23 protein-coding genes and 1 pseudogene are annotated in these 23,889 nt (G+C 43.0%); 21 read left to right on the top strand and 3 right to left on the bottom strand.

The annotated features are described in order from the left end of the window. Positions 1-2: 2 nt before the first annotated feature. Positions 3-554 carry a hypothetical protein gene (locus B5G33_RS00680; protein WP_087267483.1) on the top strand — a complete coding sequence of 184 codons (552 nt, stop codon included), beginning with the start codon at positions 3-5 and terminating at the stop codon, positions 552-554. Positions 555-701: 147 nt separating this feature from the next. Here the strand turns inward: B5G33_RS00680 and B5G33_RS22520 are convergent. The 3 genes and pseudogenes from B5G33_RS22520 to B5G33_RS00665 all read right to left on the bottom strand — a co-directional run. Further along, positions 702-797: pseudogene (locus tag B5G33_RS22520) on the bottom strand (manganese catalase family protein); the annotation flags it as partial. A gap of 3 nt (positions 798-800) precedes the next feature. Next, positions 801-1,073, bottom strand: coding sequence for a spore coat protein CotJB (locus B5G33_RS00670; RefSeq protein ID WP_087267489.1), 273 nt, complete (start codon positions 1,071-1,073; stop codon positions 801-803). Further along, entirely contained in the window at positions 1,070-1,348 is a 279-nt protein-coding gene (locus B5G33_RS00665) for a spore coat associated protein CotJA (protein ID WP_242971247.1), read from the bottom strand. The genes B5G33_RS00670 and B5G33_RS00665 overlap by 4 nt, the downstream gene beginning before the upstream one ends. 169 nt (positions 1,349-1,517) lie before the next feature. Between B5G33_RS00665 and B5G33_RS00660 the strand changes: the two genes are divergently transcribed. The 20 genes from B5G33_RS00660 (at position 1,518) to B5G33_RS00565 (ending at position 23,810) form a co-directional block, all read left to right on the top strand. After that, the gene (locus B5G33_RS00660) at positions 1,518-3,338 is read left to right on the top strand and encodes a glycerophosphodiester phosphodiesterase (RefSeq protein WP_087267492.1); all 1,821 of its coding nucleotides are present in this window, start codon (positions 1,518-1,520) and stop codon (positions 3,336-3,338) included. A 15-nt stretch (positions 3,339-3,353) separates the two neighbouring features. After that, on the top strand, positions 3,354-4,535 hold the full coding sequence (locus B5G33_RS00655; protein ID WP_204247311.1) for an FtsW/RodA/SpoVE family cell cycle protein: 1,182 nt from the start codon (positions 3,354-3,356) through the stop codon (positions 4,533-4,535). 111 nt (positions 4,536-4,646) lie between these two features. After that, the gene (gene acpP / locus B5G33_RS00650; protein ID WP_087267500.1) at positions 4,647-4,880 is read left to right on the top strand and encodes an acyl carrier protein; all 234 of its coding nucleotides are present in this window, start codon (positions 4,647-4,649) and stop codon (positions 4,878-4,880) included. A gap of 139 nt (positions 4,881-5,019) precedes the next feature. Then, positions 5,020-5,949 (top strand): ACP S-malonyltransferase, encoded by a 930-nt coding sequence (fabD, locus tag B5G33_RS00645; RefSeq protein WP_087416557.1) that lies wholly within the window; start codon positions 5,020-5,022, stop codon positions 5,947-5,949. Between the two features lie 9 nt (positions 5,950-5,958). Continuing rightward, complete coding sequence (gene fabG / locus B5G33_RS00640) at positions 5,959-6,699, top strand: 3-oxoacyl-[acyl-carrier-protein] reductase (RefSeq protein WP_087267504.1); 741 nt, start codon at positions 5,959-5,961, stop codon at positions 6,697-6,699. A gap of 8 nt (positions 6,700-6,707) precedes the next feature. After that, the gene (gene fabF / locus B5G33_RS00635) at positions 6,708-7,943 is read left to right on the top strand and encodes a beta-ketoacyl-ACP synthase II (protein WP_087416399.1); all 1,236 of its coding nucleotides are present in this window, start codon (positions 6,708-6,710) and stop codon (positions 7,941-7,943) included. A 17-nt stretch (positions 7,944-7,960) separates the two neighbouring features. Continuing rightward, complete coding sequence (gene accB, locus B5G33_RS00630) at positions 7,961-8,428, top strand: acetyl-CoA carboxylase biotin carboxyl carrier protein (protein ID WP_087416398.1); 468 nt, start codon at positions 7,961-7,963, stop codon at positions 8,426-8,428. Positions 8,429-8,440: 12 nt separating this feature from the next. Further along, positions 8,441-8,869 (top strand): 3-hydroxyacyl-ACP dehydratase FabZ, encoded by a 429-nt coding sequence (fabZ, locus tag B5G33_RS00625; protein ID WP_087416397.1) that lies wholly within the window; start codon positions 8,441-8,443, stop codon positions 8,867-8,869. A 13-nt stretch (positions 8,870-8,882) separates the two neighbouring features. Continuing rightward, a complete protein-coding gene (locus B5G33_RS00620; protein ID WP_087416396.1) occupies positions 8,883-10,229 on the top strand; it encodes an acetyl-CoA carboxylase biotin carboxylase subunit in 1,347 nt (448 codons plus the stop codon). A gap of 26 nt (positions 10,230-10,255) precedes the next feature. Further along, complete coding sequence (locus B5G33_RS00615) at positions 10,256-11,998, top strand: acetyl-CoA carboxylase carboxyltransferase subunit alpha (RefSeq protein ID WP_087267518.1); 1,743 nt, start codon at positions 10,256-10,258, stop codon at positions 11,996-11,998. Between the two features lie 95 nt (positions 11,999-12,093). Continuing rightward, complete coding sequence (locus tag B5G33_RS00610) at positions 12,094-13,161, top strand: NAD(P)H-dependent flavin oxidoreductase (protein WP_087416395.1); 1,068 nt, start codon at positions 12,094-12,096, stop codon at positions 13,159-13,161. 240 nt (positions 13,162-13,401) lie between these two features. Then, complete coding sequence (locus B5G33_RS00605; RefSeq protein WP_087416394.1) at positions 13,402-14,295, top strand: sugar phosphate isomerase/epimerase family protein; 894 nt, start codon at positions 13,402-13,404, stop codon at positions 14,293-14,295. Between the two features lies 1 nt (position 14,296). Next, the gene (locus B5G33_RS00600) at positions 14,297-15,070 is read left to right on the top strand and encodes an SDR family NAD(P)-dependent oxidoreductase (protein WP_087416393.1); all 774 of its coding nucleotides are present in this window, start codon (positions 14,297-14,299) and stop codon (positions 15,068-15,070) included. Between the two features lie 14 nt (positions 15,071-15,084). Further along, positions 15,085-16,452 carry an ABC transporter substrate-binding protein gene (locus B5G33_RS00595; RefSeq protein WP_143276484.1) on the top strand — a complete coding sequence of 456 codons (1,368 nt, stop codon included), beginning with the start codon at positions 15,085-15,087 and terminating at the stop codon, positions 16,450-16,452. 71 nt (positions 16,453-16,523) lie between these two features. Further along, entirely contained in the window at positions 16,524-17,411 is an 888-nt protein-coding gene (locus B5G33_RS00590) for a carbohydrate ABC transporter permease (protein ID WP_087416391.1), read from the top strand. Positions 17,412-17,423: 12 nt separating this feature from the next. Continuing rightward, positions 17,424-18,251 carry a carbohydrate ABC transporter permease gene (locus B5G33_RS00585; RefSeq protein WP_087416390.1) on the top strand — a complete coding sequence of 276 codons (828 nt, stop codon included), beginning with the start codon at positions 17,424-17,426 and terminating at the stop codon, positions 18,249-18,251. 13 nt (positions 18,252-18,264) lie between these two features. After that, the gene (locus B5G33_RS00580; protein WP_087416389.1) at positions 18,265-19,284 is read left to right on the top strand and encodes a family 43 glycosylhydrolase; all 1,020 of its coding nucleotides are present in this window, start codon (positions 18,265-18,267) and stop codon (positions 19,282-19,284) included. A 16-nt stretch (positions 19,285-19,300) separates the two neighbouring features. Next, complete coding sequence (locus B5G33_RS00575) at positions 19,301-21,055, top strand: sensor histidine kinase (protein ID WP_087416388.1); 1,755 nt, start codon at positions 19,301-19,303, stop codon at positions 21,053-21,055. Further along, complete coding sequence (locus B5G33_RS00570) at positions 21,036-21,854, top strand: response regulator transcription factor (RefSeq protein ID WP_158229555.1); 819 nt, start codon at positions 21,036-21,038, stop codon at positions 21,852-21,854. Before B5G33_RS00575 ends, B5G33_RS00570 begins: the two co-directional genes overlap by 20 nt. Positions 21,855-21,869: 15 nt before the next feature. Beyond that, positions 21,870-23,810 carry a glycoside hydrolase family 127 protein gene (locus B5G33_RS00565; protein WP_087416386.1) on the top strand — a complete coding sequence of 647 codons (1,941 nt, stop codon included), beginning with the start codon at positions 21,870-21,872 and terminating at the stop codon, positions 23,808-23,810. Positions 23,811-23,889: the final 79 nt, after the last annotated feature.

Genomic DNA, 23,889 nt, shown 5'->3' with positions numbered 1-23,889 from the left:
CTATGGTGGTGGCGTTTTGTGTGTCTTCATATTGGATACCGTGGCCTAAAATAGAAGGAAGCAATGACTGGATAGGATTTTGGGGCTCATACTTAGGAGCCATTATTGGTGGAGCAATTACGTTAATAGTTCTTTGGAAGACTATAGTATCAAATCGACAGGAAAGAGAACAACAAGAAAAGTTAGAATTTTTTCATAAAATTATAAATGAAGCTACTTATTTAGATATGTATCCTAAAAAAATTATATCTTCATTAGTAAAAGGGAATAAAGGACAATATTTCTCAGATTTACTGGAATATAATAGAAAAGTTTTAGAACTTCAGCTTATCCTTGAAATTGAAGATGAAAGAAACAAGTATGAAGATATTGGAAGCCTTATTAAAAAAATAAAAGATAATTTAGATGTCACAGAAACACTGTTAAAACATAGGGACTTTGAGGATGAAAAAGAGACTCAAAAGTTTTTAGAAGAACAACAACTAGCAGAACGGACAAGTAATGCAATATTGTTTGAGGTGAAAAAATTTGTTATAAAAAATAAAAAGGGCTAAATATAGGAAGATTTTATTCATGATAAATATTTATATCAAAAAAAACTCCCCGGAAGCCCTCCGGGGAGTACATATTGTGTCATCTTCTTAATCAATTCTCATTCACATTTAAAATAAGTAGAAAAACCGTTCTAGGTTACGGGAGTAAGGGCCCCCATATTGCGTAAGAATGATCTTGGCAATCTTTGCATTAGGCGTTTTAATATGAACAGGATATTGTAAACGTTTTTCATAATTCCACATAATTCAGCACACTCCTTCCCATGGCCAGGGTTCCAGGACCCAGTCCCATTGCCTGCTGCAGGCATCATCTCCAGTATCAATGGTCAGGGGACCGTACTGGGCGGCATATTCTTTCAGGGCCTCGTTCCGGACCATTACTTTTTCCTTAAAAAATTCAAGAGCCTTTTCGTCCTCAGGATGAGTGTCCAGATAAAGCTTTATGTCATCTACTGCAAAGCTGACCTCGTTGATGGTATTTAACAGCTGCTCTCTGGAATATCTGCAATTTTTATTCATCTGCAGCCACCTCGCTTTCCACAAAAAGGTTTGCACAGTTCCGGAAAGATGGTTCCCATCTGCAGGCCTTTACACAAAGAGAAAGTATTGGAAAATTTCTGACAGGGCACATAGGCCATTGTCAGGGGAAGTTCATCTGCATGGGTGTAAATGCAGGTGTCTTCAATCTTATCCGAACTGCCTGAAGAAGGTTGGCAGCCCCAGGAGGGAGACATTTCCCTGGGGCTGATGCGGCAGGAACGGGAAGCTGTATAATTCATTCTGCAATTATCCATTTTTAAACCTCTCAGATCTATCAGCAGAAATATATCTGCCCGAATATTACAGTAATATTTTATGAGACTCTGCATAAAATGTGAAAATCGGATGTCTGTCTTTCTGTTTGCATAAGCCAGTCTGTTTTTGTTAAAATAATGTAAAGATACCAAAAAGGCGGACAGACTTATGAAAAGAATTTTGAAACACACATGGAAAGCAGTCAGACACAATCTGGGAAACCTGCTGCTTTTTGAGACAGGCTATCGTATCCTGACTTTTTTCCTGACCATGCAGATTATAGAAAAGGCAGTGGATATCTCTCTGAAACATCAGGGATTCAGTTATCTTACTGCGGAAAATTACGGGGAGTTTATTAAAAGTCCCTGGACCATACTGCTGTTTCTTGGAGCTTTTGCGGTACTGCTGTTGTTTTTTCTCATAGAGGCCTCGGCGCTGCTCTGGGGTTTCCAGCATTCAGCAGCAAAAAGAAAACTTTATGCAAGTGATTTTTTTATAGAAGGGTTAAAAGGAGTTCTGAGACTCCTCAGACAGAGAAAATTTCTGTGGATTTTCTGGGCAGCTCTGTCCGTTCCTTTTCTTAGCGCCTGTTTTCTGGTGCTGGAGGCTTCCTATGTAGGGCTTCTGGAATTTACGGCAAGAGAGATTTATCAGACAGTGACTCCCCATGGCCTTCTGTATCTGTTTCTGGCAATCCTGCTTCTGATCTCCGGCTGTTCCGTATTCGCTCTTCCCTATTGTTTTTTGGAAAGTGAAAAAAGTCTTGCTGGAATCGGAAAGGGAATCCATCTACTGAAAAAACGCTGGAAACTTATTCTCAGAGGAGGCGTTATCCTTTATCTGATCTTGGCTGTCATTGGAGCGGCATTTTATCTTCTGACCACTGTGGGCATAACCGGAGCTGTTATGCTGCTCAGGCCGGAAGAAGGAAAGATTACAAGTGTGCTGATCTATAAAGAATACATTCATATGGCTATGGGAGTTTTTGCAGGAGGCCTTCAGATGATAGGCAGTCTGGCCTTTGTTTATGCAGTCTATTCCCGCTTTCACAGGCAGAAAAATGAGGATGTTCCCCTCTGCAGACTGGTACGCAGCTACAGCTGGCTTTCCAAACTGGGGCGGCGCAGAGCAGCCGCCTTTCTGACCATATTATTTGTGGGAATGGAAGGGGGATATCTGGCAGCCACGGCAGTGAGTCACGATACGGTTCTGGAAAGTCTGAACGCAGATGCAAATATTACCGCCCACCGGGGCGGAGCTCTCAGAGCACCGGAAAATACTCTCAGTGCCCTGGAGTATACCTGGGAATGTGGAGCAGACTCTGCAGAAATTGACGTGCAGGAAACGAAAGACGGAGTACTGATCCTGCTCCATGATGATTCTCTTGAAAGAATTACAGGCGTAGATAAGAAAGTCTGGGAGATGACCTACCAGGAGATCAGCCAGTTGGATGCAGGAAGTTCTTTCGGAGAGGATTTTAAAGGGGAAAAAATCCCCACTTTGGAAGATGTATTAAAATTTTGCTATGGAAGACTGGACTTAAACATAGAGATTAAGTATAATGGTAAAAATAAGGGGATTGTTCAGAGAGTGATCCAGGTGATCAGGGAGAATGATTTTCAGGAGCACTGCGTGGTCACATCTATGAGTTATCAGTTCCTGGAACAGATAAAAGAAACTGCGCCTGAAATCGGGACAGGCTATATTATGACAATGAGCTATGGGAGTATTTCCCAGGCTGAAGCTGCAGATTTTTTCAGTGTCCGATATGATTATGTGACAGAGAGATTTGTGAGAGAGGCTCATGCTTTGGGAAAAGAGGTTCATGCCTGGACGGTAAATTACAGGGGGAATATAAAACGGATGCTGGACATGGGGGTTGACAATATAATCACAGATGATCCTGTTCTGGTCCGTAAGGTGCAGAATCAGGAGAGCGGTACGAAGACAGGTTTTGCAGAACTGTTGGAGTATGCCCTTGGAATTTAAGCGGGAGGGTAAATAATGCCAAAAAAAAATAAAAAACAGGCGGCAAAACCAAGATATTATGATTATAATCTGGTTGCTATTGTAATTCTGCTGACCTGTTTCGGCCTGGTCATGCTTTACAGCACCAGTGCCTATACTTCTCAGGTAAACTATGAAAACGATATGCGTTTTTTTGGACGTCAGGCCATAATCAGTATAGCCAGTATCCTGGGAGCGCTGCTTATATCCAGATTAGACTATCATGTCCTTTATTATATCAGCGGCGGAATTTATGTGCTCTCTTTGATATTGATGCTTTTGGTTAAATATTCGCCTTTAGGCGTAGAGGTAAACGGCGCCAGAAGATGGCTGACGGTTATTCCGGGGACTGCCCTGCAGTTTCAGCCCTCGGAACTGGCAAAGATCGCAGCTATTACCTTTATTCCCTGTCTGATCATAAAGATGGGAAAGAATGTAAAGACTCTCCGGGGCTCTGTTTTTCTTCTGTGTACAGGCGGTCTTTTGGCAATGGGAGCTTTCCTGCTTACAGAAAATTTAAGTACAGGAATTATTATAGGGGCGATTACCGTAATTATGATTTTCATTGCACATCCAAAGACCAGGCCCTTTATAATTATGGGCGGTATTCTGGCAGTTCTGGTGGTTGTGGGCAGGGTTGTCCTTCAGACAGTGCTGAAGGATGCGGTGATCGACACAGAAAATCTGAGCAGTTTCCGTCTGGGGCGTATCCTGGTATGGCTGAATCCGGAACAGTATTCCAGTGAAGGAGGATACCAGATCATGCAGGCTCTGTACGCCATCGGAAGCGGAGGTTTTTTTGGAAAGGGACTGGGAAACAGTGTGCAGAAACTGGGGCCTGTGCCCGAGGCCCAGAATGACATGATTTTTTCTATCGTGTGTGAGGAACTGGGAGTTTTCGGCGGATTGATAGTTCTTATCCTGTTTGCCTACCTGCTGTACCGTCTGTTTTTTATTGCGGAGAATGCTCCGGATTTTTATGGGTCCCTGGTAGTTGGGGGGATCATGATACATATTGCCCTTCAGGTGATATTGAATATCTGTGTGGTACTGAACTGGATTCCTACAACGGGAATCACCCTTCCTTTCATCAGTTATGGAGGTACGTCAATCCTGTTTTTGATGCTGGAAATCGCCATTGCTTTAAGCATCTCCAGGCAAATTAAATTTACGGAATAAAAAGGGTTGACAAATATAGGGAAAGAAGATATACTTTGAGTATCAAAGTATTCATGACAGCAAAATTCCCATTGGGGATTGAATAATGTAATTTAAAGGAGATAGGAAATCATGTTAGAAAAAATGAAAGAGATCATTGCAGAGCAGTTAAACTGTGACGCAGAAAGCATTACTCTGGAGACATCTTTTAAAGAAGATTTAGGAGCTGACTCCTTAGACCTGTTTGAGCTGGTTATGGCTCTGGAAGATGAATACTCTGTTGAGATTCCTTCCGAGGAATTACAGGATCTGACAACTGTAGGTGCAGTAGTTGACTATCTGAAAACAAAAGGCGTAGAAGAATAAAACAATAGACGGGATCCTTTGAAACCGGCTGTTGTCAGGAATTAAAAACAAGATGGGAGGCCGCAACAGCGTGCTTCCTATTCTTTTAGATAAATACTTTGTTAATCAAAATATTTGGAGATATAAGGAAGGTAAGAACATGGGAAAAACAGCATTTATTTTCCCTGGCCAGGGTGCCCAGTATGTGGGTATGGGCAGGGATTTTTATGAGACATTTCCTGTATGCAGAGAAGTAATAGATAAAGCCTCAGAGATTTCCGGACTGGATCTGAAGACAATCTGTTTTGAGGAGAATGAGAAGATCAATATTACAGAATATACCCAGATCGCCATGCTGGCGGTAGAGGCTGCTATCTTAAAGGCTCTGGAGGAAAGAGGGATCACTCCCGATGCAGCAGGAGGACTGAGCCTTGGAGAATATGGAGCACTGATCGCATCTAAAGCAATGACTATGGAGGATGCTTTTGCAGTGGTAAGAAAAAGAGGAATCTTTATGCAGGAGGCAGTTCCTACAGGGGGAGCCATGTCGGCAGTCCTGGGAACAGAGGCTTCTGTGATTGAAAAAATCTGTCAGGAGACAGAAGGGATCGTATCCATTGCCAACTATAACTGTCCGGGACAGATTGTAATCACCGGAGAGGCTCAGTCAGTAGAAAAAGCTTCCGAAGCCCTTAAAGCAGCAGGCGCTAAGAGGGTGATACCTCTGAAGGTTTCCGGACCGTTCCATTCCAAAATGCTTACAGGTGCAGGGGAAAAATTGGGAGAGGTTCTTAAGGATGTGGTCCTTCAGGAGGTGGAGGTTCCTTACACCACCAATGTTACTGCACAGTACGTAAAGAATAAGGAAGAAATCAAAGACCTTCTGGTGGCTCAGGTTTCTTCTTCTGTACGCTGGCAGCAATGTGCAGAGACTATGATTGCCGACGGCGTGGATACTTTTGTAGAGATCGGCCCGGGAAAAACCTTAAGTGGTTTTATGAGGAAGATTAACCGGAATGTGAAAGTGATCAACATTCAGACTGTGGAAGACTTTGAAAAGGCTGTGGAAGAACTGCAGCAGGAAATGTGAGGGATAGATATGCTGGATAAGAAAGTAGCGTTAGTCACAGGGGCCAGCAGGGGAATCGGAAGAGAGATTGCCCTGACTTTAGCAGCCCAGGGAAATTTTGTTGTTGTAAATTATAACGGCTCTGAAGCCAGAGCAAAAGAAGTGGTAGAGACCATTGAGAAAAACGGCGGACAGGCCGCTGCTTATCAGTGCAGCGTAGGAGATTTTAATGCCTGCCAGGAAATGATACAGAGTATCATTAAAGAATATGGACGGCTGGATATCCTGGTGAACAACGCCGGAATTACCAGAGACAATCTGATCATGCGTATGAAAGAAGAAGACTTTGATGCGGTGATCAATACCAATTTAAAGGGAGCTTTTAACACCATCCGTCACAGTGCCCGCCAGATGTTGAAGCAGAAAAGCGGAAAGATCATCAATATCTCTTCCGTATCCGGTATCCTGGGAAATGCAGGACAGGCCAATTATGCAGCAAGCAAGGCAGGGGTCATCGGATTGACCAAGACTATGGCCAGAGAGCTGGCCAGCAGAGGCATTACCGTAAATGCAGTAGCTCCCGGCTTTGTAGATACAGAGATGACAGAAGTATTAGGAGAGGATATTAAAGAAGCTGCCTGCAAGCAGATTCCTCTGGGAAGATTTGGAAAGACGAAAGATATCGCAGAGATGGTAGCTTTTCTGGCGTCAGACAAAGCAGATTATATTACCGGCCAGGTCATCAGCGTTGACGGCGGTATGTGCATGTAGGAGGATATATGAAAAGAGTTGTTGTTACCGGTATGGGAGCCATTACTCCTATCGGATTAAATGTAGAAGAATATTGGAATGGATTAAAAGAGGGGAAGATCGGATTTGGAGAAATTACCAAATTTGACACCTCTGATTATAAAGTGCATCTGGCAGCAGAAGTAAAAGGATTCCAGGGCAAAGATTATATGGACTTTAAGGCGGCAAAGAGAATGGAACTTTTCGCCCAGTATGCAGTGGCAGCCGCAAAGGAAGCAATCGAGCAGGCTGGCCTGGATATGGAGAAGGAAGATCCTTTCCGTGTAGGCTGTTCCATCGGTTCCGGTATTGGAAGCCTGCAGGCGGTAGAGAGAGAGCATACAAAACTGGTAGAAAAAGGACCAAACAGAGTAAATCCTCTGATGGTGCCTCTGATGATCTCTAACATGGCTGCAGGAAATGTATCTATTCAGTTCGGCCTGAAAGGAAAGAGCATCAATGTGGTAACCGCCTGTGCTACAGGAACCCACAGCATTGGCGAAGCCTACAGGAGTATCCAGGCAGGAGACGCAGACGTTATGGTAGCAGGTGGTACAGAGGCCAGTGTAACACCTCTGGGAATCGCCGGATTTACCGCTCTTACTGCTCTTTCCACGAACCCGGATCCAGCACGCTGCTCAGTTCCTTTTGATAAGGAGAGAAGCGGTTTTGTCATGGGTGAAGGATCAGGAGTGGTAGTTCTGGAAGAGCTGGAGCATGCGAAAAGGAGAGGCGCCAAGATCCTTGCAGAAGTCGTAGGATATGGAGCTACCAGCGATGCTTACCATATTACTTCTCCGGCAGAAGACGGAGAAGGCGCTGCAAAATGTATGGAATATGCCATCAATGAAGCGGGAATTCCTCTGGAAGAGGTAACTTATATCAACGCTCACGGAACCAGCACTCATCATAACGACCTGTTCGAGACAAGAGCCATTAAGAAATTATTCGGAGACCATGCTTATAAATTAAAGGTAAACTCTACAAAATCTATGATCGGACATCTTCTGGGTGCAGCAGGCGCTGTAGAATTTATTGCCTGTGTGAAAGAAATTGAAAACGGTTATATCCATGAAACTGTAGGATATCAGGTGCCGGACGAAGAGTGTGATCTGGACTATGTAACAGGACAGGGACAGGAAATGGAAATCGAATATGCCCTTTCCAATTCCCTGGGATTTGGAGGACACAACGCCAGCCTGCTGATTAAAAAATATCATGAGTGATTGACGGAGGAGATACAATGGAATTAGAAAAAATCATTGAGTTAATTCATACAGTCAGCGAGTCAAACCTTACACAGTTTACCATGGAAGAGGGAAATCTGAAAATCTCCATGAAAACAGATAAACAGACGAAAGTTATTGCCGCACCCCAGGCGGCTGCAGCAGTTCCTGCCGCAGTGGTTACAGAAACTGTACAGGCAGCAGTCCCTGCCCGGGAGAACGCACAACAGACCCAGGAAGAGATTTTAGATGGAAATGTAGTAAAATCCCCTCTTGTAGGAACCTTCTATAATGCTCCTTCACCAGATGCGGAACCTTATGTAAAAGAAGGAGATACGGTGAAAAAAGGCCAGGTACTGGCTATTGTGGAAGCCATGAAACTGATGAATGAGATTGAATCGGAGTTCGACGGTACTGTAGAAAAGGTACTGGTATCCAACGAAGACGTGGTTGAGTATGGACAGCCGCTGTTCGTGATCAAATAGGAGGGAAAGATAATGAAACTGACAACCAAAGAGATTATGGAGATCATTCCTCACAGACATCCGTTTCTGCTGGTGGATACCATTGAAGAAATGGAGCCGGGAGTAAGAGCCGTAGGAAGAAAATGTGTCACCTACAATGAGCCATTTTTTACAGGACATTTCCCTCAGGAGCCCATTATGCCAGGAGTACTTCAGATTGAAGCTCTGGCTCAGGTTGGGGCAGTGGCAATTCTCAGCAAGCCGGAAAACAAGGGAAAGACCGCTTATTTTGGAGCCATTAACAATGCAAAATTTAAGAATAAAGTAGTACCGGGAGATGTACTGACTCTGGAAGTGGAGATCATTAAGGAAAAGGGTCCTGTAGGCATTGGAAAAGCAGTGGCCAAAAACCAGGATGGAAAAGTTACCGTAATGGGTGAAATGACCTTTATGATCGGGTAAAGGAGTGAAAGGTATGTTTCAGAAAATATTAATCGCAAACCGAGGAGAGATCGCAGTGCGGATCATCCGGGCCTGCAGAGAAATGGGGATCAAGACTGTGGCGGTTTATTCCGAAGCGGACAGAGACGCTCTCCATGCCCAGCTGGCCGATGAGGCAATCTGCATCGGTCCTGCTGCTCCTCAGGACAGCTATCTGAATATGGAAAGGATTTTAAGTGCTACAGTAGCCACAAAGGCAGAGGCTATCCATCCAGGATTTGGATTTCTCTCTGAAAACAGCAGATTTGTAGAAATGTGTGAAAAATGTAATGTGGCCTTTATCGGTCCTTCTGCGGAGATCATCCATAAGATGGGAAACAAATCTGAAGCCAGAAAGACTATGATGGAGGCAGGAGTTCCTGTAGTGCCGGGTACAAAAGAGCCGGTGCACAATGTACAGGAAGCTCTGGAAGCTGCAAAAGAAATCGGTTTCCCCATTATGATAAAGGCTTCCTCAGGAGGCGGCGGAAAGGGAATGAGGGTTTCTGAGAGTCTGGAAGACTTTGAGGAAAACTTCAATACTGCCCAGAGAGAATCTGTAAATGCTTTTGCTGACGATACCATGTATCTGGAGAGATATGTCCGGGAGCCCAGACATATTGAGGTTCAGATTTTAGGTGATAAATTTGGAAATGTAGTCCAGCTGGGAGAGAGAGACTGCTCTATCCAGAGACGTCATCAGAAAATGATCGAAGAGTCCCCTTCCTGCGCCATTGACCAGGCTACCAGAGAAAAGATGGGAGAGACTGCAGTTAAAGCAGCCAAGGCCGTAGGCTATGAGAGTGCAGGAACCATTGAGTTCCTTCTGGACAAGTCCGGAGAATTTTTCTTTATGGAAATGAATACCAGGATCCAGGTAGAACATCCGGTGACAGAATTTGTCTCCGGCGTAGATCTGGTAAAAGAACAGATCCGCATTGCCGCAGGCCTGCCTCTTTCTGTAGAGCAGAAGGATATTGTTATGAGAGGCCATGCCATTGAGTGCAGGATTAACGCAGAAGATCCTTCCAGGAATTTTATGCCTTGTCCGGGAACCATTGAGAACATCCATCTTCCCGGGGGAAACGGTGTCCGGATCGATACCGCTGTATTTAACGGCTACCAGATTCCGCCCAACTATGATTCTATGATCATGAAAGTGATCGTGTACGATAAAGACCGGGCTTCTGCCATTGCAAAAATGAGAAGCACTCTGGGAGAGGTGGTCATTGAGGGAGTCCAGACAAATCTGGATTTCCAATACGATATTCTGAATCAAAAAGATTTTGTAGAGGGAAATGTAACCACCCACTTTATTCCAGAGCACTATGACATGGATTAAAGATTTAAGATAAAGGAGTCACGGAGATGTCCAGATTAAAGGATTTATTTAAAAAGTCTGCCAATGTACAGACACAGGAAGTACAAGGCGAAGAACAGAGGCAGGAACCGGAAGGGGCTCCTTCCGTGCCCGAAGGCCTGTGGGTAAAATGTCCCAAGTGCGGGGAGCTTTTATATAAAGAGGACGTAGTCAGTCATTATTATATCTGTCCGAAATGTAACGGGTATTTTCGTATTAAGGCAAAGACCAGGATCAAGATGGTGGCGGATAAGGGAAGTTTTACCGAATGGTGTACCGGCCTTGCCAACTCCAATCCCCTGGACTATCCGGAGTACGAAGAAAAAATCGCCCAGGTTCAGGCCAAGACCCATCTGGAAGAGGCTGTCCGCATCGGAGAAGCCAAAATTGACGGCCAGAGAGTGGTCCTCGGAGTCTGTGATGCCAGATTCCTTATGGGAAGTATGGGCCATGTAGTGGGTGAAAAGATCACACAATCTTTTGAGCGGGCTACACAGGAAAGACTTCCGGTAATCCTGTTCTGCTGTTCAGGCGGCGCCAGGATGCAGGAAGGGATCATTTCCCTTATGCAGATGGCAAAAACATCCGCAGCCATTAAACGTCACAGCGAAGCCGGCCTTCTTTACATTCCGGTGCTGACGGATCCTACCACAGGAGGGGTTACCGCCAGCTTTGCCATGCTGGGAGATATTATCCTGGCAGAACCGGGAGCCCTGATCGGCTTTGCCGGACCCAGAGTTATCGCTCAGACGATTGGGCAGAAGCTGCCTGAGGGATTCCAGAGGTCTGAATTCCTGGTGGAACACGGAATTATCGATGGAATCGTAAGAAGAGAAAATCTGAAACAGACGTTGTCAAATCTTGTGAAACTCCATCAGAGGAATAAAGGCTATTGCCAGTTTTTGAGAATCAGCCTTCCAGAAGAAAATAAGGAAGAAAAGAAATCCAGGAAAAGAAAAAAAGAAAAAGAGATGACAGCCTGGGAAAAAGTAGAGGCGGCCAGGGATTCCAAACGCCTCACCAGTCTGGATTATATAGAAACCATTTTCGACAGTTTTATGGAACTTCACGGAGACCGGGCTTTCCGGGATGACGGAGCTGTTGTAGGGGGCCTGGCAGTATTAGACGGTCAGCCGGTAACGGTTATCGGTGTTCAGAAGGGAAGAAATACCAAGGATAATATTACCAGGAATTTCGGTATGCCTTCTCCGGAAGGATACAGAAAAGCCCTGCGTCTGATGAAGCAGGCAGAGAAATTTAACCGTCCGGTAATCTGTTTCATCGATACTCCGGGAGCTTTCTGCGGCATTGAAGCAGAAGAAAGAGGACAGGGAGAGGCCATTGCCAGAAATCTTCTGGAAATGTCTGATCTGAAAGTGCCGGTCCTTTCTATTGTAATTGGAGAAGGCGGCAGCGGCGGCGCTCTTGCCCTGGGAGTGGCAAATGAAGTATGGATGATGGAAAACGCTACTTATTCCATTCTTTCTCCGGAAGGCTTTGCATCTATTCTCTGGAAAGACAGCAAGAAGGCCAAAGAAGCTGCGGAAGTGATGAAGATCACGGCAAAAGACCTGCTGGAGCTGGGGATTGTGGAACAGGTAATCCCAGAAGATATTCCTGCCTGCAGGGATAACCTGGAAGAGCTGTCTAAAGATATGAAGAGCAGAATGATGGAATTTCTGGAAAAAGCAGAAGGCATGTCAGGAGAAGAGCTGGCAGCCCAGCGTTATGAGAGATTTCGGAAAATGTAAATAGTTGTAGAAAGGAGCTGCTGTATTTCTGCTGCCGGAGAATACATTCTCTGGATAAGACCATACGGCAGCTCTTTTTGGAAATGGAGAGTTAAATGGGTACAGGATTAAAAATCGGTGATTTAGAGGCGAGGATCCCTGTGATACAGGGAGGAATGGGAGTGGGAATCAGTCTTTCACGTCTGGCCGGCACTGTGGCGGCCAACGGCGGAATCGGTATTATCTCTACCGCTCAGATCGGGTGGCGGGAGCCGGATTTTTATCAAAACCCTTTTGAGGCCAACTACAGGGCCATGAAAAAAGAGCTGGCGGCAGCCAGAGAAATTGCCGACGGCGGTATCGTAGGCTTTAATATCATGGTGGCTACCCAGCGCTATGAAGAATATGTAAAAATAGCGGTAGAGGCAGGGGCAGATGTGATCATTTCCGGAGCAGGTCTTCCTGTGGATCTGCCTGGATATACAGAAGGTTCTGATGTAAAGATCGCACCGGTAGTTTCTTCCCTGAAATCTTATACGGTCTTGTGCAGGATGTGGGAGAGAAAGTATAAAAGATATCCGGATTTCGTGGTCATTGAAGGCCCCATGGCCGGAGGCCATCTGGGTTTTTCTAAAGAAGAGCTGGATAGTTTTACGCCGGAATCCTATGACCAGGTGATCCTGTCTATTATCAGCAAAAATAAAGAATACGAAGAAAAAGCAGGAAGGGATATTCCTGTGATGGTGGCGGGAGGAATTTTTGACGGAGAAGATTTGAAACATGCGCTGTCTCTTGGAGCAGACGGCGTCCAGGTGGCTACCCGGTTTGTCACTACAGAAGAGTGCGATGCGGCTCCTGCTTATAAAGAAGCATATATAAAAGCAAAGAAGGAAGATATCTGCATTGTGAAAAGTCCGGTAGGCATGCCTGGGCGGGCCATCCGCAATGCATTTATCGAAAAGACCCGGAAAGAGAAATGTAGAATCCAGCATTGCTATCACTGCATTACCACCTGTAATCCGGCAAAAATCCCTTACTGTATCACCCAAGCTTTAGTCAATGCGGCGGAAGGAAATCTGGAGGAAGCCCTGCTTTTCTGCGGGGAGAACGCCTATCGATGCGAGAAGATCGAAAAAGTCAAAGATATTATGGAAGAATTTCGCCAGGCGAGTCAGGAAAAATAGAGAAAAGGAAACAGTCCTATACGACAGACGAGAATATCGTTACATCGTATGGGGCTTTTTTTTCGCCTTTGAGCCTATGGCTCCAAAGCTATGATCGACAAATTCGCAAAAGCCGAATATATTGATATTTATATGAAAATATTTGGATTTATTTGTAAATAAATTTTTAATAAAATATAAATATACAAAATGTACGTACATTAAGAAAATATGAAAGGAGAAAAAAGAAAATTGTAGCCTATGAAATATGGAATTCATTTTGGCCATTGGGGAAATTATTATGATGTTCAGAGTATAGAAAAAACGATTGGGCAAATAAAACAAACCGGGGCCGATTCTTTTGAATTTTTTCCTACAGCGGCTATGCTGGAAGGAGATAAGAAGGGGATATACGAACTCAGAGCACTTCTGAAAGAATATGAGATGGAACCGATCTTTACATTTGGATATCCCCAGGACTGGGATATTTTGTCTGAAGATATTTTAGTCAGGGAAAAGGCAATCCGATATCTGGAAAAAGCGATCGAAGGAATCGGGATCCTGGGAGGAAAAAAGATCGGCGGGATTTTGTACGGAAATTGGCCGGCAGATTATACGAGACCGCCTATCGAGCCTGAGGAGAAGGAAAAACGGACACAGAGATGCGTTAAAGTGTTAAAGAGAGTAGTAAAAACGGCAGAAATGTATGATGTAACACTTAGCCTGGAAATCGTCAACCGGTTTGAACATTTCTTGATCAATACAGTAGAGGAAGGGAAAAGTATATGCGACCGTGTGGACAGTAAATACTGTAAACTCCTTCTGGATTGTTTTCACATGAATATTGAGGAAGATGATATAGCTCAGTCTATCAGAAATGCAAAAGGCTATATCGGACATTTTCATGTAAGTGAACCTAACCGGAAAGTGCCGAATCGTTGCAGCCATATCAACTGGATAGAAATCGGAAATGCGTTAAGAGAGACAGGGTATGAGGAAACCGTGATTTTGGAACCTTTTTATAAGTTTGGCGGTAAGCAGGGACATGATATGCGAATGTGGAGAGACCTGGATACCGATCTATCTGTGGAACACCGTATTTTACTTGCCAAACAGGGTATCCGTTATATCAGAGAAAAATTTGGAGGCATATAATATGGGGATAAAAGAAAAATTTTCTGTGAAAGGAAAAAAAGCCTGGGTCACCGGAGCGGCCCATGGGATCGGAAGAGCCAGTGCTCTGGCCTTGGCTGAAGCAGGCGCAGATGTAGCGCTTATGGATTTGAATACAGAAGGACTGGAAGAAACCGGGAATATGATCCGGGAACGGGGAAGAAACGCTATTGTTTTCACCGGCGATATTACTTCAGAGGAGGACGTGAAAAAGGCTGTAAATGAAGTGCTGGAAAAATGGGGAAGACTGGATATCGCTTTTTGTAATGCGGGAACTTTTCAGGACATCCCGGCTGAAAAAATGGAAGTACAAGAATTCCAGAGAGTTGTTCAGGTGAACCTGACAGGAGCGTTTATTTCTGCAAGAGAGGCTGGAAAAGCGATGATAGGAAATGGAGGTGGCAATATCGTTCTTACCGCATCTATGTCCGGGCATATTGCCAATATCCCTCAGTGTCAGTGCGCGTATAACTCTTCAAAAGCCGGAGTGATCATGCTGGGAAAGAGTCTTGCTATTGAATGGGCGAAATATGGAATAAGAGTAAATACCATAAGTCCCGGCTATATCCGCACCTGGTCTGATATCCCTTTGAAGCCTGAAGAGGTGGGGACTTCTAATTTTGAACAATGGACGCCGCTGAGACGTTTTGGCGCTGCAGAAGAATTAGGAGCGCTGATTGTTTATCTGACAAGTGATGCGAGCAGCTTTGTTACAGGAGCAGATTATCTTATCGATGGAGGTTATACTGCTTTTTGAAAGGAGAAAAATTTATGAAAAATAGAAAGTTAAGAAAACTTATGGGATTGGGTCTGGGAACCATGCTGGCTTTAGGCACAATTACAGGATGTCAGGGAAACGGAGAGGAAAGGGATGTCGCTGAAGAGACGAAGGCTGACGGCAGCGCAGAGGGTGAGGTGCCGACCCTGCGCCTGATCAGCTGGGTGACGTCCTCTGATCCAAAGACAAAACCTACATACGAATTAATTGAGCAATTTGCCCAGGAACATAGTTCTGAATTTAAGCTGGAACATGAAAATATACTGGGCGACGAACTGAAAGCAAAAATTAAGACAGATATTGCAAGCGATACAGTTCCGGATATTTTTATTTACTGGGGCAGCGGTGGAAATTCTACAATGCTCCTTGATTCAGACGTGATCATTCCTTTTGACGAATACTTAGACGAGTCAAAAGAAATAAAAAGAGATTTATTCCCGGAAGAGTCTTTTAGCAGAACCTCTTCAAATGACACACTGGTTACGATCACAACCGGATTGGAATATGGAGTGTGGTTATGTAACCAGGAACTGTTTGACCAGTATGGGGTAGAACTTCCCAAAACCCTGGACGATATGCTGGCTATGTCGGATACGTTTAATGAGAATGGAATCATTCCTTTTGCAATGGGCTCTAAGGGTGGAAATCCTGCTCATGAGTTTGTGGCGGAAATCTTAGGACAGATGCCGGATTGTGAAAAAGACTTTGAAAATCTTACAGATAACTATACCATTGATACAGAAAATATCCGAAATACCCTGGACATTATTGATACTATGAGAGAGAATAAACTCTTTCCCTCTGACACAGTGTCTATAGGAGACTGGGATCAGCAGTTTGCTCTCTATAATGAGGGAAAAGCGGCGATGATCTATGCCTGGACCTGGCAGATACCTAATATGTCTGAAGAAATGGCTGAAAAGACAGTGATCATTGATGCGCCGAAAATGCCGGGAGGCACAAGAGACACTTCCAATTTTACAAGAGCCGGAGGCGATATGGGATATATGATCTCAAAGAGCGCCTGGGAAGATCCCCAGAAACATGATGCGATCATTACACTGATGGATTATCTCTATTCTACAGATCTGCAGGAAAGTGCATTATATAATGGAGGTACGATTCCTGCCAGAATGGATGTAGAAATAGACGAAAGCAAGGTAACCGTACCTATGTTGTCGGAGATTATTAATTATGCCAAAGGAAAGGAATCCTGCCCGAACTTCCCCCAGACCTGTCCGAAAACCGAGTGCTGGACAGATTTTGCGGACGGATTTGACGAGCTGTTTGCCGGTATTTCCACTCCTGAACAGGTGATTGAAAATATCGATAATTCTCTGGCGGCTGCTAAAGGAAACTAACTGTTATTTCAAGAGCCGGCATAAAGCAAAGTGCAATATGCCGGCTCTAAAAGAAGAAGAGAGGGAAGGCTATGAATAGCAGAAAAACAAGACGAAAATTATTCAGCTTTTTCTTCCAGCTGCCATCCGTATTTTTGTATACCGTATTTTTGATCTTTCCGGCGATCGCTTCTCTCTATTATGCATTGCTTAAATGGGATGGGATTTCTGAAAAAATCTTTGTCGGATTAGGAAATTTTTCAGAGCTGTTATTTAGTGACAGATACTTTGGTACGGTTCTTGGAAATACTTTTATCAGCATGCTGGCAGGAATTTTGATTCAGTTACCATTGGCTCTGATACTGGCTTATATGGTATTTCGAACGGTAAAAGGTTTTCGCTTTTTTCAATCGGCATATTTTGTGCCGGTGGTAATCTCTGCAACAATTATAGGACTGATGTTTTCATTGTTCTTCAATCCCGTTTTTGGACCGGTCAATACATTGCTGAAAGATATCGGAATGGAAAACTTAACGCAGAATTGGCTGTCAGATCCTAAGATTGTCTTGTTCAGCGTTATTTTACCCGGGGTATGGCAATACCTGGGCTATTATTTTATTATCCTTCTGGCGGCCATGCAGTCGATTCCCAAAGAACTGATTGAGAGCGCAGTGATTGACGGAGCGAATACAGTGCAGATATTTCATAAAATTATCATTCCGAATATAAAAGGGATGATTCAGGTATGTATTGTGATCAATTTAACCGGATCGATAAAAACCTTTGATATCCCCTATATGATGACCCAGGGAGGCCCGGGGGCATCCAGCACCTTCTTATCGATCTATATGTATAAGGAAGCTTTTATTGATTCATCTATAGGGAGAGGAACTGCAATTGCTGTATGTATGTTGCTGCTGGCCATCGGTGTGACAGTTATAGTGAATCTTCTGTTTGCATGGATCAACAGGAATGATTAGGGGGCGGAAACAGTGAAAAAGAGAAAAATAAAACCGGAAATACTAATAAAATATATCGTCCTGATAGCAGTGGCAGTTTTAATGCTTTATCCGCTGTTCTGGATGGGGATTTCATCTCTGAAGGAAAACAGTGATATTTTTGCAAAACCTTTTGCGCTGCCCACAGATCCAAAATGGGAAAATTATACATTGGCATGGGAGACTGCGGAAGTCCCGCTGCACATGTTAAATAGTATTCTTTATGCGGTATCTGCTGTGATTTTTACCGTGATATTCAGTGCAATGGCTTCGTATGTGATAGCGAGGATTTCTACAGGCAGAAAGATCTATCACTATTTTTCTCTAGGGATTATGATTCCAATCAATGCAATTATTATTCCGTTTATTCTTATTTTCAGAAGAATCGACCTTTTAAACACACGGCAAGGAATCATATTGGCCTTTGTTGTTACCAACCTTGCATTTAGTATTTATATTTTAGTACCGTTTATGAAAGAATTGCCAGCAGAATTAGAAGATGCGGCAATGATCGACGGCTGTGGGAGAGTACAGACATTTCTGAGAATTATTCTTCCGATATCAAAGGGCGGACTGGCAACGGTAGGTACGTTTGTGCTGCTGAATTCATGGAATGATCTTTTTCTGAGCCTGCTGATTATATCTAAGCAGGATTATATTACTTTAAATCAGGTTTGTTATAATATGAAAGCACAGTATGTATCGGATTATGGTTTGATTTCAGCGGCGGTTATGATTCTGGTGCTGCCGGTACTTGTATTTTTTGTATTGTTCCAGAAACAGGTTGTAAAAGGAATGACGGCAGGAAGTATAAAAGGATAAGGAGGATTAACAGATGGAAAAAGATAACAAGATAAAGAAAGGATATTTTGTCCAGCGGTATGAAGACAGATTTTTCTGGGATACGCCTGAAAATCTGAAAGTGTATTCTTATGGAACCCGGGACGGCTGGGAAAAGTATCAGAAGAACCCGGTGCTGGGAGGCAAATATGGAACCTGCTTTGATCTTTCGGTGATGTGGGATGAAGGGATCTATAAGATGTGGTTTTCCTGGCGGCCTAAAGAATGCATTGCATATTCTGAGAGCAAAGACGGATTAGAATGGGGAGAACCTGTAAAAGTTTTAGAACCGGACCCGGAATCTGAATGGGATAGAGATGAACTGAACAGACCCTCAGTTATAAAAAAAGATGGTATTTATAAAATGTGGTATTCCGGACAGATGGATCCTTATAAAAATGAGGGACGTTCCTATATCGGATATGCCCAGAGTACAGATGGCATTCACTGGGAAAGGTTTTCAAAGCCGGTGATGGTACCAGATCAGGAATGGGAGCTTCAGGCGATCATGTGTCCCCATGTGATCTACGAAGAAGAGAGCGGGCTCTATAAAATGTGGTACTCAGGAGGAGGAAACCATGAGCCGGATGCTATAGGATATGCAGAGAGCAAAGATGGAATGCACTGGAAAAAATATAAGAGCAATCCTATTTTAAAAAATGAGCCGGATATTCCCTGGGAAAGAGAAAAAGTAGCTGCCTGCCATGTTTTAAAATGGAAAGACTATTATTATATGTTTTATATTGGATTTATACACGTTGACAGAGCGGCGATCGGATTAGCCAGATCGAAGGACGGGATCAAGGACTGGGAAAGATATGGGAAAAATCCTATTATTGCGCCGGATAGAGGAGGCTTTGACGAAAAGGCAGTTTACAAACCTTATGTGATAAAGGAAGAGAAAGGATGGAAACTATGGTATAATGGTGCCATGTATATAGAAAACCCAGATGAAATTGTGAGAGAACAGATCGGCACTGCGTATCTGAACAGAGAAAATCTGTGGGAAGAATAAAGAAAAGAGATTGTGAATGAAGAAAACAATTAAAAATAGTATGCTGATATCCTATATGATATTAATATCTCTGACTGCATGTATCATGAGCGGATTTTATATCTATAAGAATTATAGATATACAAGGGAGCAGAGTATCGGCGAGATTGAAAAGGAATCCAAGCAGGCTTTGAAGGAATTGGAAAATCTTTTTGCCCAGATTGATATTGTGCAGTATCAGGCAGTAGATATTTTGACACAGGAAAAGGATTATCCCAGCATGGAACAAAATCCCAAAAAGAAAGCGCTAGATACGCATAAGGAAATTGAGGAAGAGTTTATGGCCCTCCGCCGTTCTTATGCATATATACAGGATATTTTTTGGCTGCCGGAAGATTCGTGGATCTGTACAACTCAGGGTGATCTGGATACAGAGAAAATCTTATCGGGAGTAAGCGTCAGACAGGCGTATGAGAATGCCGAACAGCCTTATGTCCCGGTCCACCGGCAGGATTATCTTTTGGGGAATACGCAGGGACCGTATATATTTTCCTATGTTAAAAAAATATATAATATTTATGATATCCATACCATCAGAGGAATCCTTCAGATAGATTTTAAGTATGAAGAGCTGGAGAACAGATTAGATGTGATAAATTCCAATGCAGCTGCATTGGCGTATATTTCAGATGGCGAAGACCATCTGGTATCTTTTCCGATCCAAAATGCTATTGGAAAATCTGTTCAAATAACAGAAGACTATAAAAAAGAAAAAAATATACACGAAAAAAGCTATCATAAAAAATACGAATTGCCAAACGGCTGGAAGCTGGAAGTGTATATGAGTTATGATTCAGCAACAAAAAATTTTCAATCAAATATGAAGACCTCTGTATTGCTAATTGTTTTGTTTGCGATGGGCGCCAGCTGTTACGCCTACAAAGCGTCGAAAAGAATTACGCTGCCTCTTCGTGTTTTGACTGGAAATCTTATAGAGATGGAACGATCCGGCCAGTTAAAACGGCTGCAGGTGTTAAGCGAATTTGAAGAGCTGCAGATATTGGAAAGACAGTATAACGGGATGGCGGAGCAGCTGGATACTATGATCGAGGCCACGGCAAAGGCTCGAAATGAAACTTTAAGAGCTAAGCTTGCTGTGCTGCAGATGCAGATCAATCCCCATTTTTTGTCAAATTGTTTTGAAATGATACGAAGTCAGGCCGTACAGAGCCAAAATTATGAGATAGAAAAAATAACGGAAGCTTTGGCAATGATGTATCGGTATATTTTAACCGATATGGGGACGGAAGTATATTTAAAGGATGAAATCCAATACGTCAAAAATTATGTCAGGATTCAGGAGTTCAGATTTGGAGATTCTGTTCAGATCTTCTATCGTATCGATAAAGAAGCTATGAAGCAGAAAATACCGGTGCTGACAATCCAGCCCATAGTTGAAAACGCCTATAAACACGGATTTTCTGAGAAAAAGCAGGGGAAAATTATCATTATAGAATGTACCATGCATGAATCTGAAGTATATGTATCTGTGCAGGACAACGGCATGGGCATAGAGGCGGATAAACTGCGGCAGATACAGAATATCCTGGAGGCAGGCGGCAAGGACGGGCAGGATCATACAAAAGGAATAGGGCTGAAAAATGTCAATTATCGACTGCAAATGTGTTATGGACAGAAAGCAAAACTTGAAATCGAAAGTAAGCCGGAATTGGGGACGAAAATATCTTTTCGGGTGGAGGTGCGGAAAAATTATGAAGGTACTGATTGCTGATGATGAAAAAGATGTTCGTTTTCTTGTTTCCAAATATCTGCAGGAAATCAATAAGGACATTGTGATCGCAGGATATGCTTCAAATGGTGAAGAAGCGTTGGAGTTTTGCAGAAAATATAAGCCGGATATTGTGATCTCAGATATCCGCATGCCTTATATGACAGGGCTGGAATTATTAGAGCATATTAAGAAAATAGATGAGAATATTTTATGTATATTCATCAGTGCTTATACAGATTTCGCTTATGTTCAGGAGGCCATAAAAAACGGAGCGGGCGGTTACCTGCTGAAGCCTATCCAGAAAGAAGAGCTGGCGGAGTGTGTTGCAAAAATGTATGGACTCTGGAAGAAAAAGAAAAGAGAAAAAGGGAAAATAAAACTTTTAGAAACGGAATTAAGCAAATTAAAAAAGGAATATCTTAATCAGTGGACAGGAGAAAAAGAGGAGAACCAACAGAGAAATCTGTCCATCGCCAGAGCGAAACAATATATAGAAGAAAATTATCAACAGAATATTTCTTTAGAAGAAGTTGCAGGAAATGTATTCTTAAATAAGAATTATCTTTCCGAATTGTTTCATAAAGAGGTAGGCTGTTCTTTCAGCCAGTATCTGACGGAGGTAAGGATAGAAAAGGCAAAACTCCTTTTGCGGGAGACCCATATGAAGGTAAAAGAAATTGCAGATATGACAGGCTTTGACAATCCAAGCTATTTTATCCAGGTTTTTAAAAAAACACAAGGATGTACGCCTAATGAATACAGGATTTATGAAATGAAATGCAGGAATACAAAGAGTTAGAAGGGGAGAGACGGTATGAAAATTAAAGGAGCAGGACTGAGCCAGATTAAGATCACAGGAGGATTTTGGAAAGAGTATCAGGAGCTTATTTTTCAGGAGGTTATTCCCTATCAGTGGGAAATCCTGAACGACCGTATAGAGGGAGCAGAAAAAAGCTTTACCATCTATAATTTTTCCGTAGCCGCTGGCAGGATACAGGGGCCCCATAAAGGTTTCGTTTTTCAGGATAGTGATTTATATAAATGGCTGGAAGCAGTGGGAAATATGCTGCAGATACGGGAAGATCCAGAAATGGAGGAGGCAGCAGACTGGACCATTGACCTTTTAGAGCAGACCCAGGAAAAAGACGGATATTTAAACACATATTATCAGATAAAAGAACCGGAAAAAAAGTGGACCAATATTTTGGAATGCCATGAACTGTACTGTGCCGGACATCTTATGGAGGCTGCCGTCGCATATTTTAAAGGAACCGGGAAAAGGAAAATCCTCGATATCGCATGCAGGTTTGCAGACTGTATTGTAGAAAAATTCGGAAAAGAAGAGGGGAAACTTCATGGATATCCAGGACATCAGGAAATAGAACTTGGTTTGCAGAAGCTTTATGATTTGACGGGAAATAAAGTCTATCAGGATCTTGCAGAATATTTTCTGGAAGAAAGAGGCCGAAACGACTTCTTTGAGGAAGAATTTAAAAACAGAAACTGCATCAGCCATTGGACCAATGCTGTTGAAAAAGAGCCGAATAAGGTCTATAATCAGTTTTCTTATAAAGAATACAATCAATTTCATCTTCCGGTATGGGAACAGACAAAGGCTGTGGGACATGCGGTAAGAGCCCTTTATATGTATACAGCTATGGCGCACCTTGCCGAAGAGAAAGAAGATGAAGACAAATTACAGGTATGCAGAAAATTATGGGAGAATATCGTCTGCCGGCAAATGTACATAAACGGAAGTGTGGGAGCCACGGTTTCCGGGGAGGCTTTTACAAGGGATTATGATCTGCCAAACGATACAAATTATTCGGAGACCTGCGCAGCTCTGGGCCTGATTTTTTTCTCCCAGGAATTATTTCAGGCAGAGGGAAAAGGATGCTATGGGGATATTATAGAAAAGAGTTTGTATAATACAGTTTTGGCAGCACTGGGAAGAGATGGGAGACATTTCTTTTACACAAATCCAATGGAGATGAATCCGTATTTTGCAAAAGTAAATCCGGAAAGATATCATCTGAAACCACAGCGTCCGAAATGGCATGCCTGTGCATGCTGTCCGCCGAATATTGCAAGGACTATTGCAGATCTTGGCAAATATATTTTCGGGGAGGATGACAGTACAGTATTTGTCCAGATATTTGCCCAGAGCAGCGGGGAATTTTTCAGAAACGGCAAGTCGGTAAAGCTTGATACAAAGACAGAGTATCCTTGGGATGGAAAAGTCTGTATCCAGGTCTTGGGAGATTTAGAAACGAAAATAGCGCTTCGGATCCCGGGTTGGTGCCGCCAATGGAAGGCAGAGATCAATGGGAAGCCATTAAAAGACCCAGAGGTGCTCAATGGTTATCTGTACCTTTCCTATAAGGGAGAAAAGCTTCAGATAGAACTTACTCTGGAGATGATGCCTGTGCTTATGCAGGCAAATCCTAAAGTCGCATATAATCTGGGAAAAGCTGCAATTATGAGAGGACCTCTTTTATATTGTATTGAAGAAAAAGATAACGGTGCTCGCTTGGGCGAGCTATATATTAAAGATAAAGCAGAAATCCTGACAGAAAATGGAGAAAAAGAAATTTTGCTGAAAGTGGAGGCAGTCAGAAAAACCAGCAGCATACAAGATGGATTATATTATGAATACTGTACTACAAAACAGGAGACTTGGTTAACTGCAATCCCTTATTTTTCTTGGGGAAATAGAGGTGAAGGCGAAATGCTTGTCTGGATAAAAAAAGAATAAGAGAAAAGAGATACTCTAAATAATATTTGGTTTGAAAAAATGACCATTTTATTTAGAGTATTTTTATTGTAATACTTTT

It is taken from the genome of Blautia sp. An81 (assembly GCF_002161285.1).
Taxonomy (GTDB): domain Bacteria; phylum Bacillota; class Clostridia; order Lachnospirales; family Lachnospiraceae; genus Blautia; species Blautia ornithocaccae.
The sequence above is the reverse complement of the archived record's forward strand: the minus strand, read 5'-3'. Positions and strand labels throughout refer to the sequence as shown.

What these genes read in the sequence shown, in the direction of transcription:
- fabG (WP_087267504.1), top strand. Translation starts at nt 5,959, where the DNA reads ATGCTGGATAAGAAAGTAGCGTTAGTCACAGGGGCCAGCAGGGGAATC.
- fabD (WP_087416557.1), top strand. Translation starts at nt 5,020, where the DNA reads ATGGGAAAAACAGCATTTATTTTCCCTGGCCAGGGTGCCCAGTATGTG.
- fabZ (WP_087416397.1), top strand. Translation starts at nt 8,441, where the DNA reads ATGAAACTGACAACCAAAGAGATTATGGAGATCATTCCTCACAGACAT.
- B5G33_RS00665 (WP_242971247.1), bottom strand. Translation starts at nt 1,348, where the DNA reads ATGGATAATTGCAGAATGAATTATACAGCTTCCCGTTCCTGCCGCATC.
- B5G33_RS00670 (WP_087267489.1), bottom strand. Translation starts at nt 1,073, where the DNA reads ATGAATAAAAATTGCAGATATTCCAGAGAGCAGCTGTTAAATACCATC.
- B5G33_RS00655 (WP_204247311.1), top strand. Translation starts at nt 3,354, where the DNA reads ATGCCAAAAAAAAATAAAAAACAGGCGGCAAAACCAAGATATTATGAT.
- B5G33_RS00590 (WP_087416391.1), top strand. Translation starts at nt 16,524, where the DNA reads ATGAATAGCAGAAAAACAAGACGAAAATTATTCAGCTTTTTCTTCCAG.
- B5G33_RS00620 (WP_087416396.1), top strand. Translation starts at nt 8,883, where the DNA reads ATGTTTCAGAAAATATTAATCGCAAACCGAGGAGAGATCGCAGTGCGG.
- acpP (WP_087267500.1), top strand. Translation starts at nt 4,647, where the DNA reads ATGTTAGAAAAAATGAAAGAGATCATTGCAGAGCAGTTAAACTGTGAC.
- B5G33_RS00570 (WP_158229555.1), top strand. Translation starts at nt 21,036, where the DNA reads ATGAAGGTACTGATTGCTGATGATGAAAAAGATGTTCGTTTTCTTGTT.
- B5G33_RS00580 (WP_087416389.1), top strand. Translation starts at nt 18,265, where the DNA reads ATGGAAAAAGATAACAAGATAAAGAAAGGATATTTTGTCCAGCGGTAT.
- fabF (WP_087416399.1), top strand. Translation starts at nt 6,708, where the DNA reads ATGAAAAGAGTTGTTGTTACCGGTATGGGAGCCATTACTCCTATCGGA.
- B5G33_RS00680 (WP_087267483.1), top strand. Translation starts at nt 3, where the DNA reads ATGGTGGTGGCGTTTTGTGTGTCTTCATATTGGATACCGTGGCCTAAA.
- B5G33_RS00660 (WP_087267492.1), top strand. Translation starts at nt 1,518, where the DNA reads ATGAAAAGAATTTTGAAACACACATGGAAAGCAGTCAGACACAATCTG.
- B5G33_RS00605 (WP_087416394.1), top strand. Translation starts at nt 13,402, where the DNA reads ATGAAATATGGAATTCATTTTGGCCATTGGGGAAATTATTATGATGTT.
- accB (WP_087416398.1), top strand. Translation starts at nt 7,961, where the DNA reads ATGGAATTAGAAAAAATCATTGAGTTAATTCATACAGTCAGCGAGTCA.
- B5G33_RS00610 (WP_087416395.1), top strand. Translation starts at nt 12,094, where the DNA reads ATGGGTACAGGATTAAAAATCGGTGATTTAGAGGCGAGGATCCCTGTG.
- B5G33_RS00615 (WP_087267518.1), top strand. Translation starts at nt 10,256, where the DNA reads ATGTCCAGATTAAAGGATTTATTTAAAAAGTCTGCCAATGTACAGACA.
- B5G33_RS00600 (WP_087416393.1), top strand. Translation starts at nt 14,297, where the DNA reads ATGGGGATAAAAGAAAAATTTTCTGTGAAAGGAAAAAAAGCCTGGGTC.
- B5G33_RS00575 (WP_087416388.1), top strand. Translation starts at nt 19,301, where the DNA reads ATGAAGAAAACAATTAAAAATAGTATGCTGATATCCTATATGATATTA.
- B5G33_RS00595 (WP_143276484.1), top strand. Translation starts at nt 15,085, where the DNA reads ATGAAAAATAGAAAGTTAAGAAAACTTATGGGATTGGGTCTGGGAACC.
- B5G33_RS00565 (WP_087416386.1), top strand. Translation starts at nt 21,870, where the DNA reads ATGAAAATTAAAGGAGCAGGACTGAGCCAGATTAAGATCACAGGAGGA.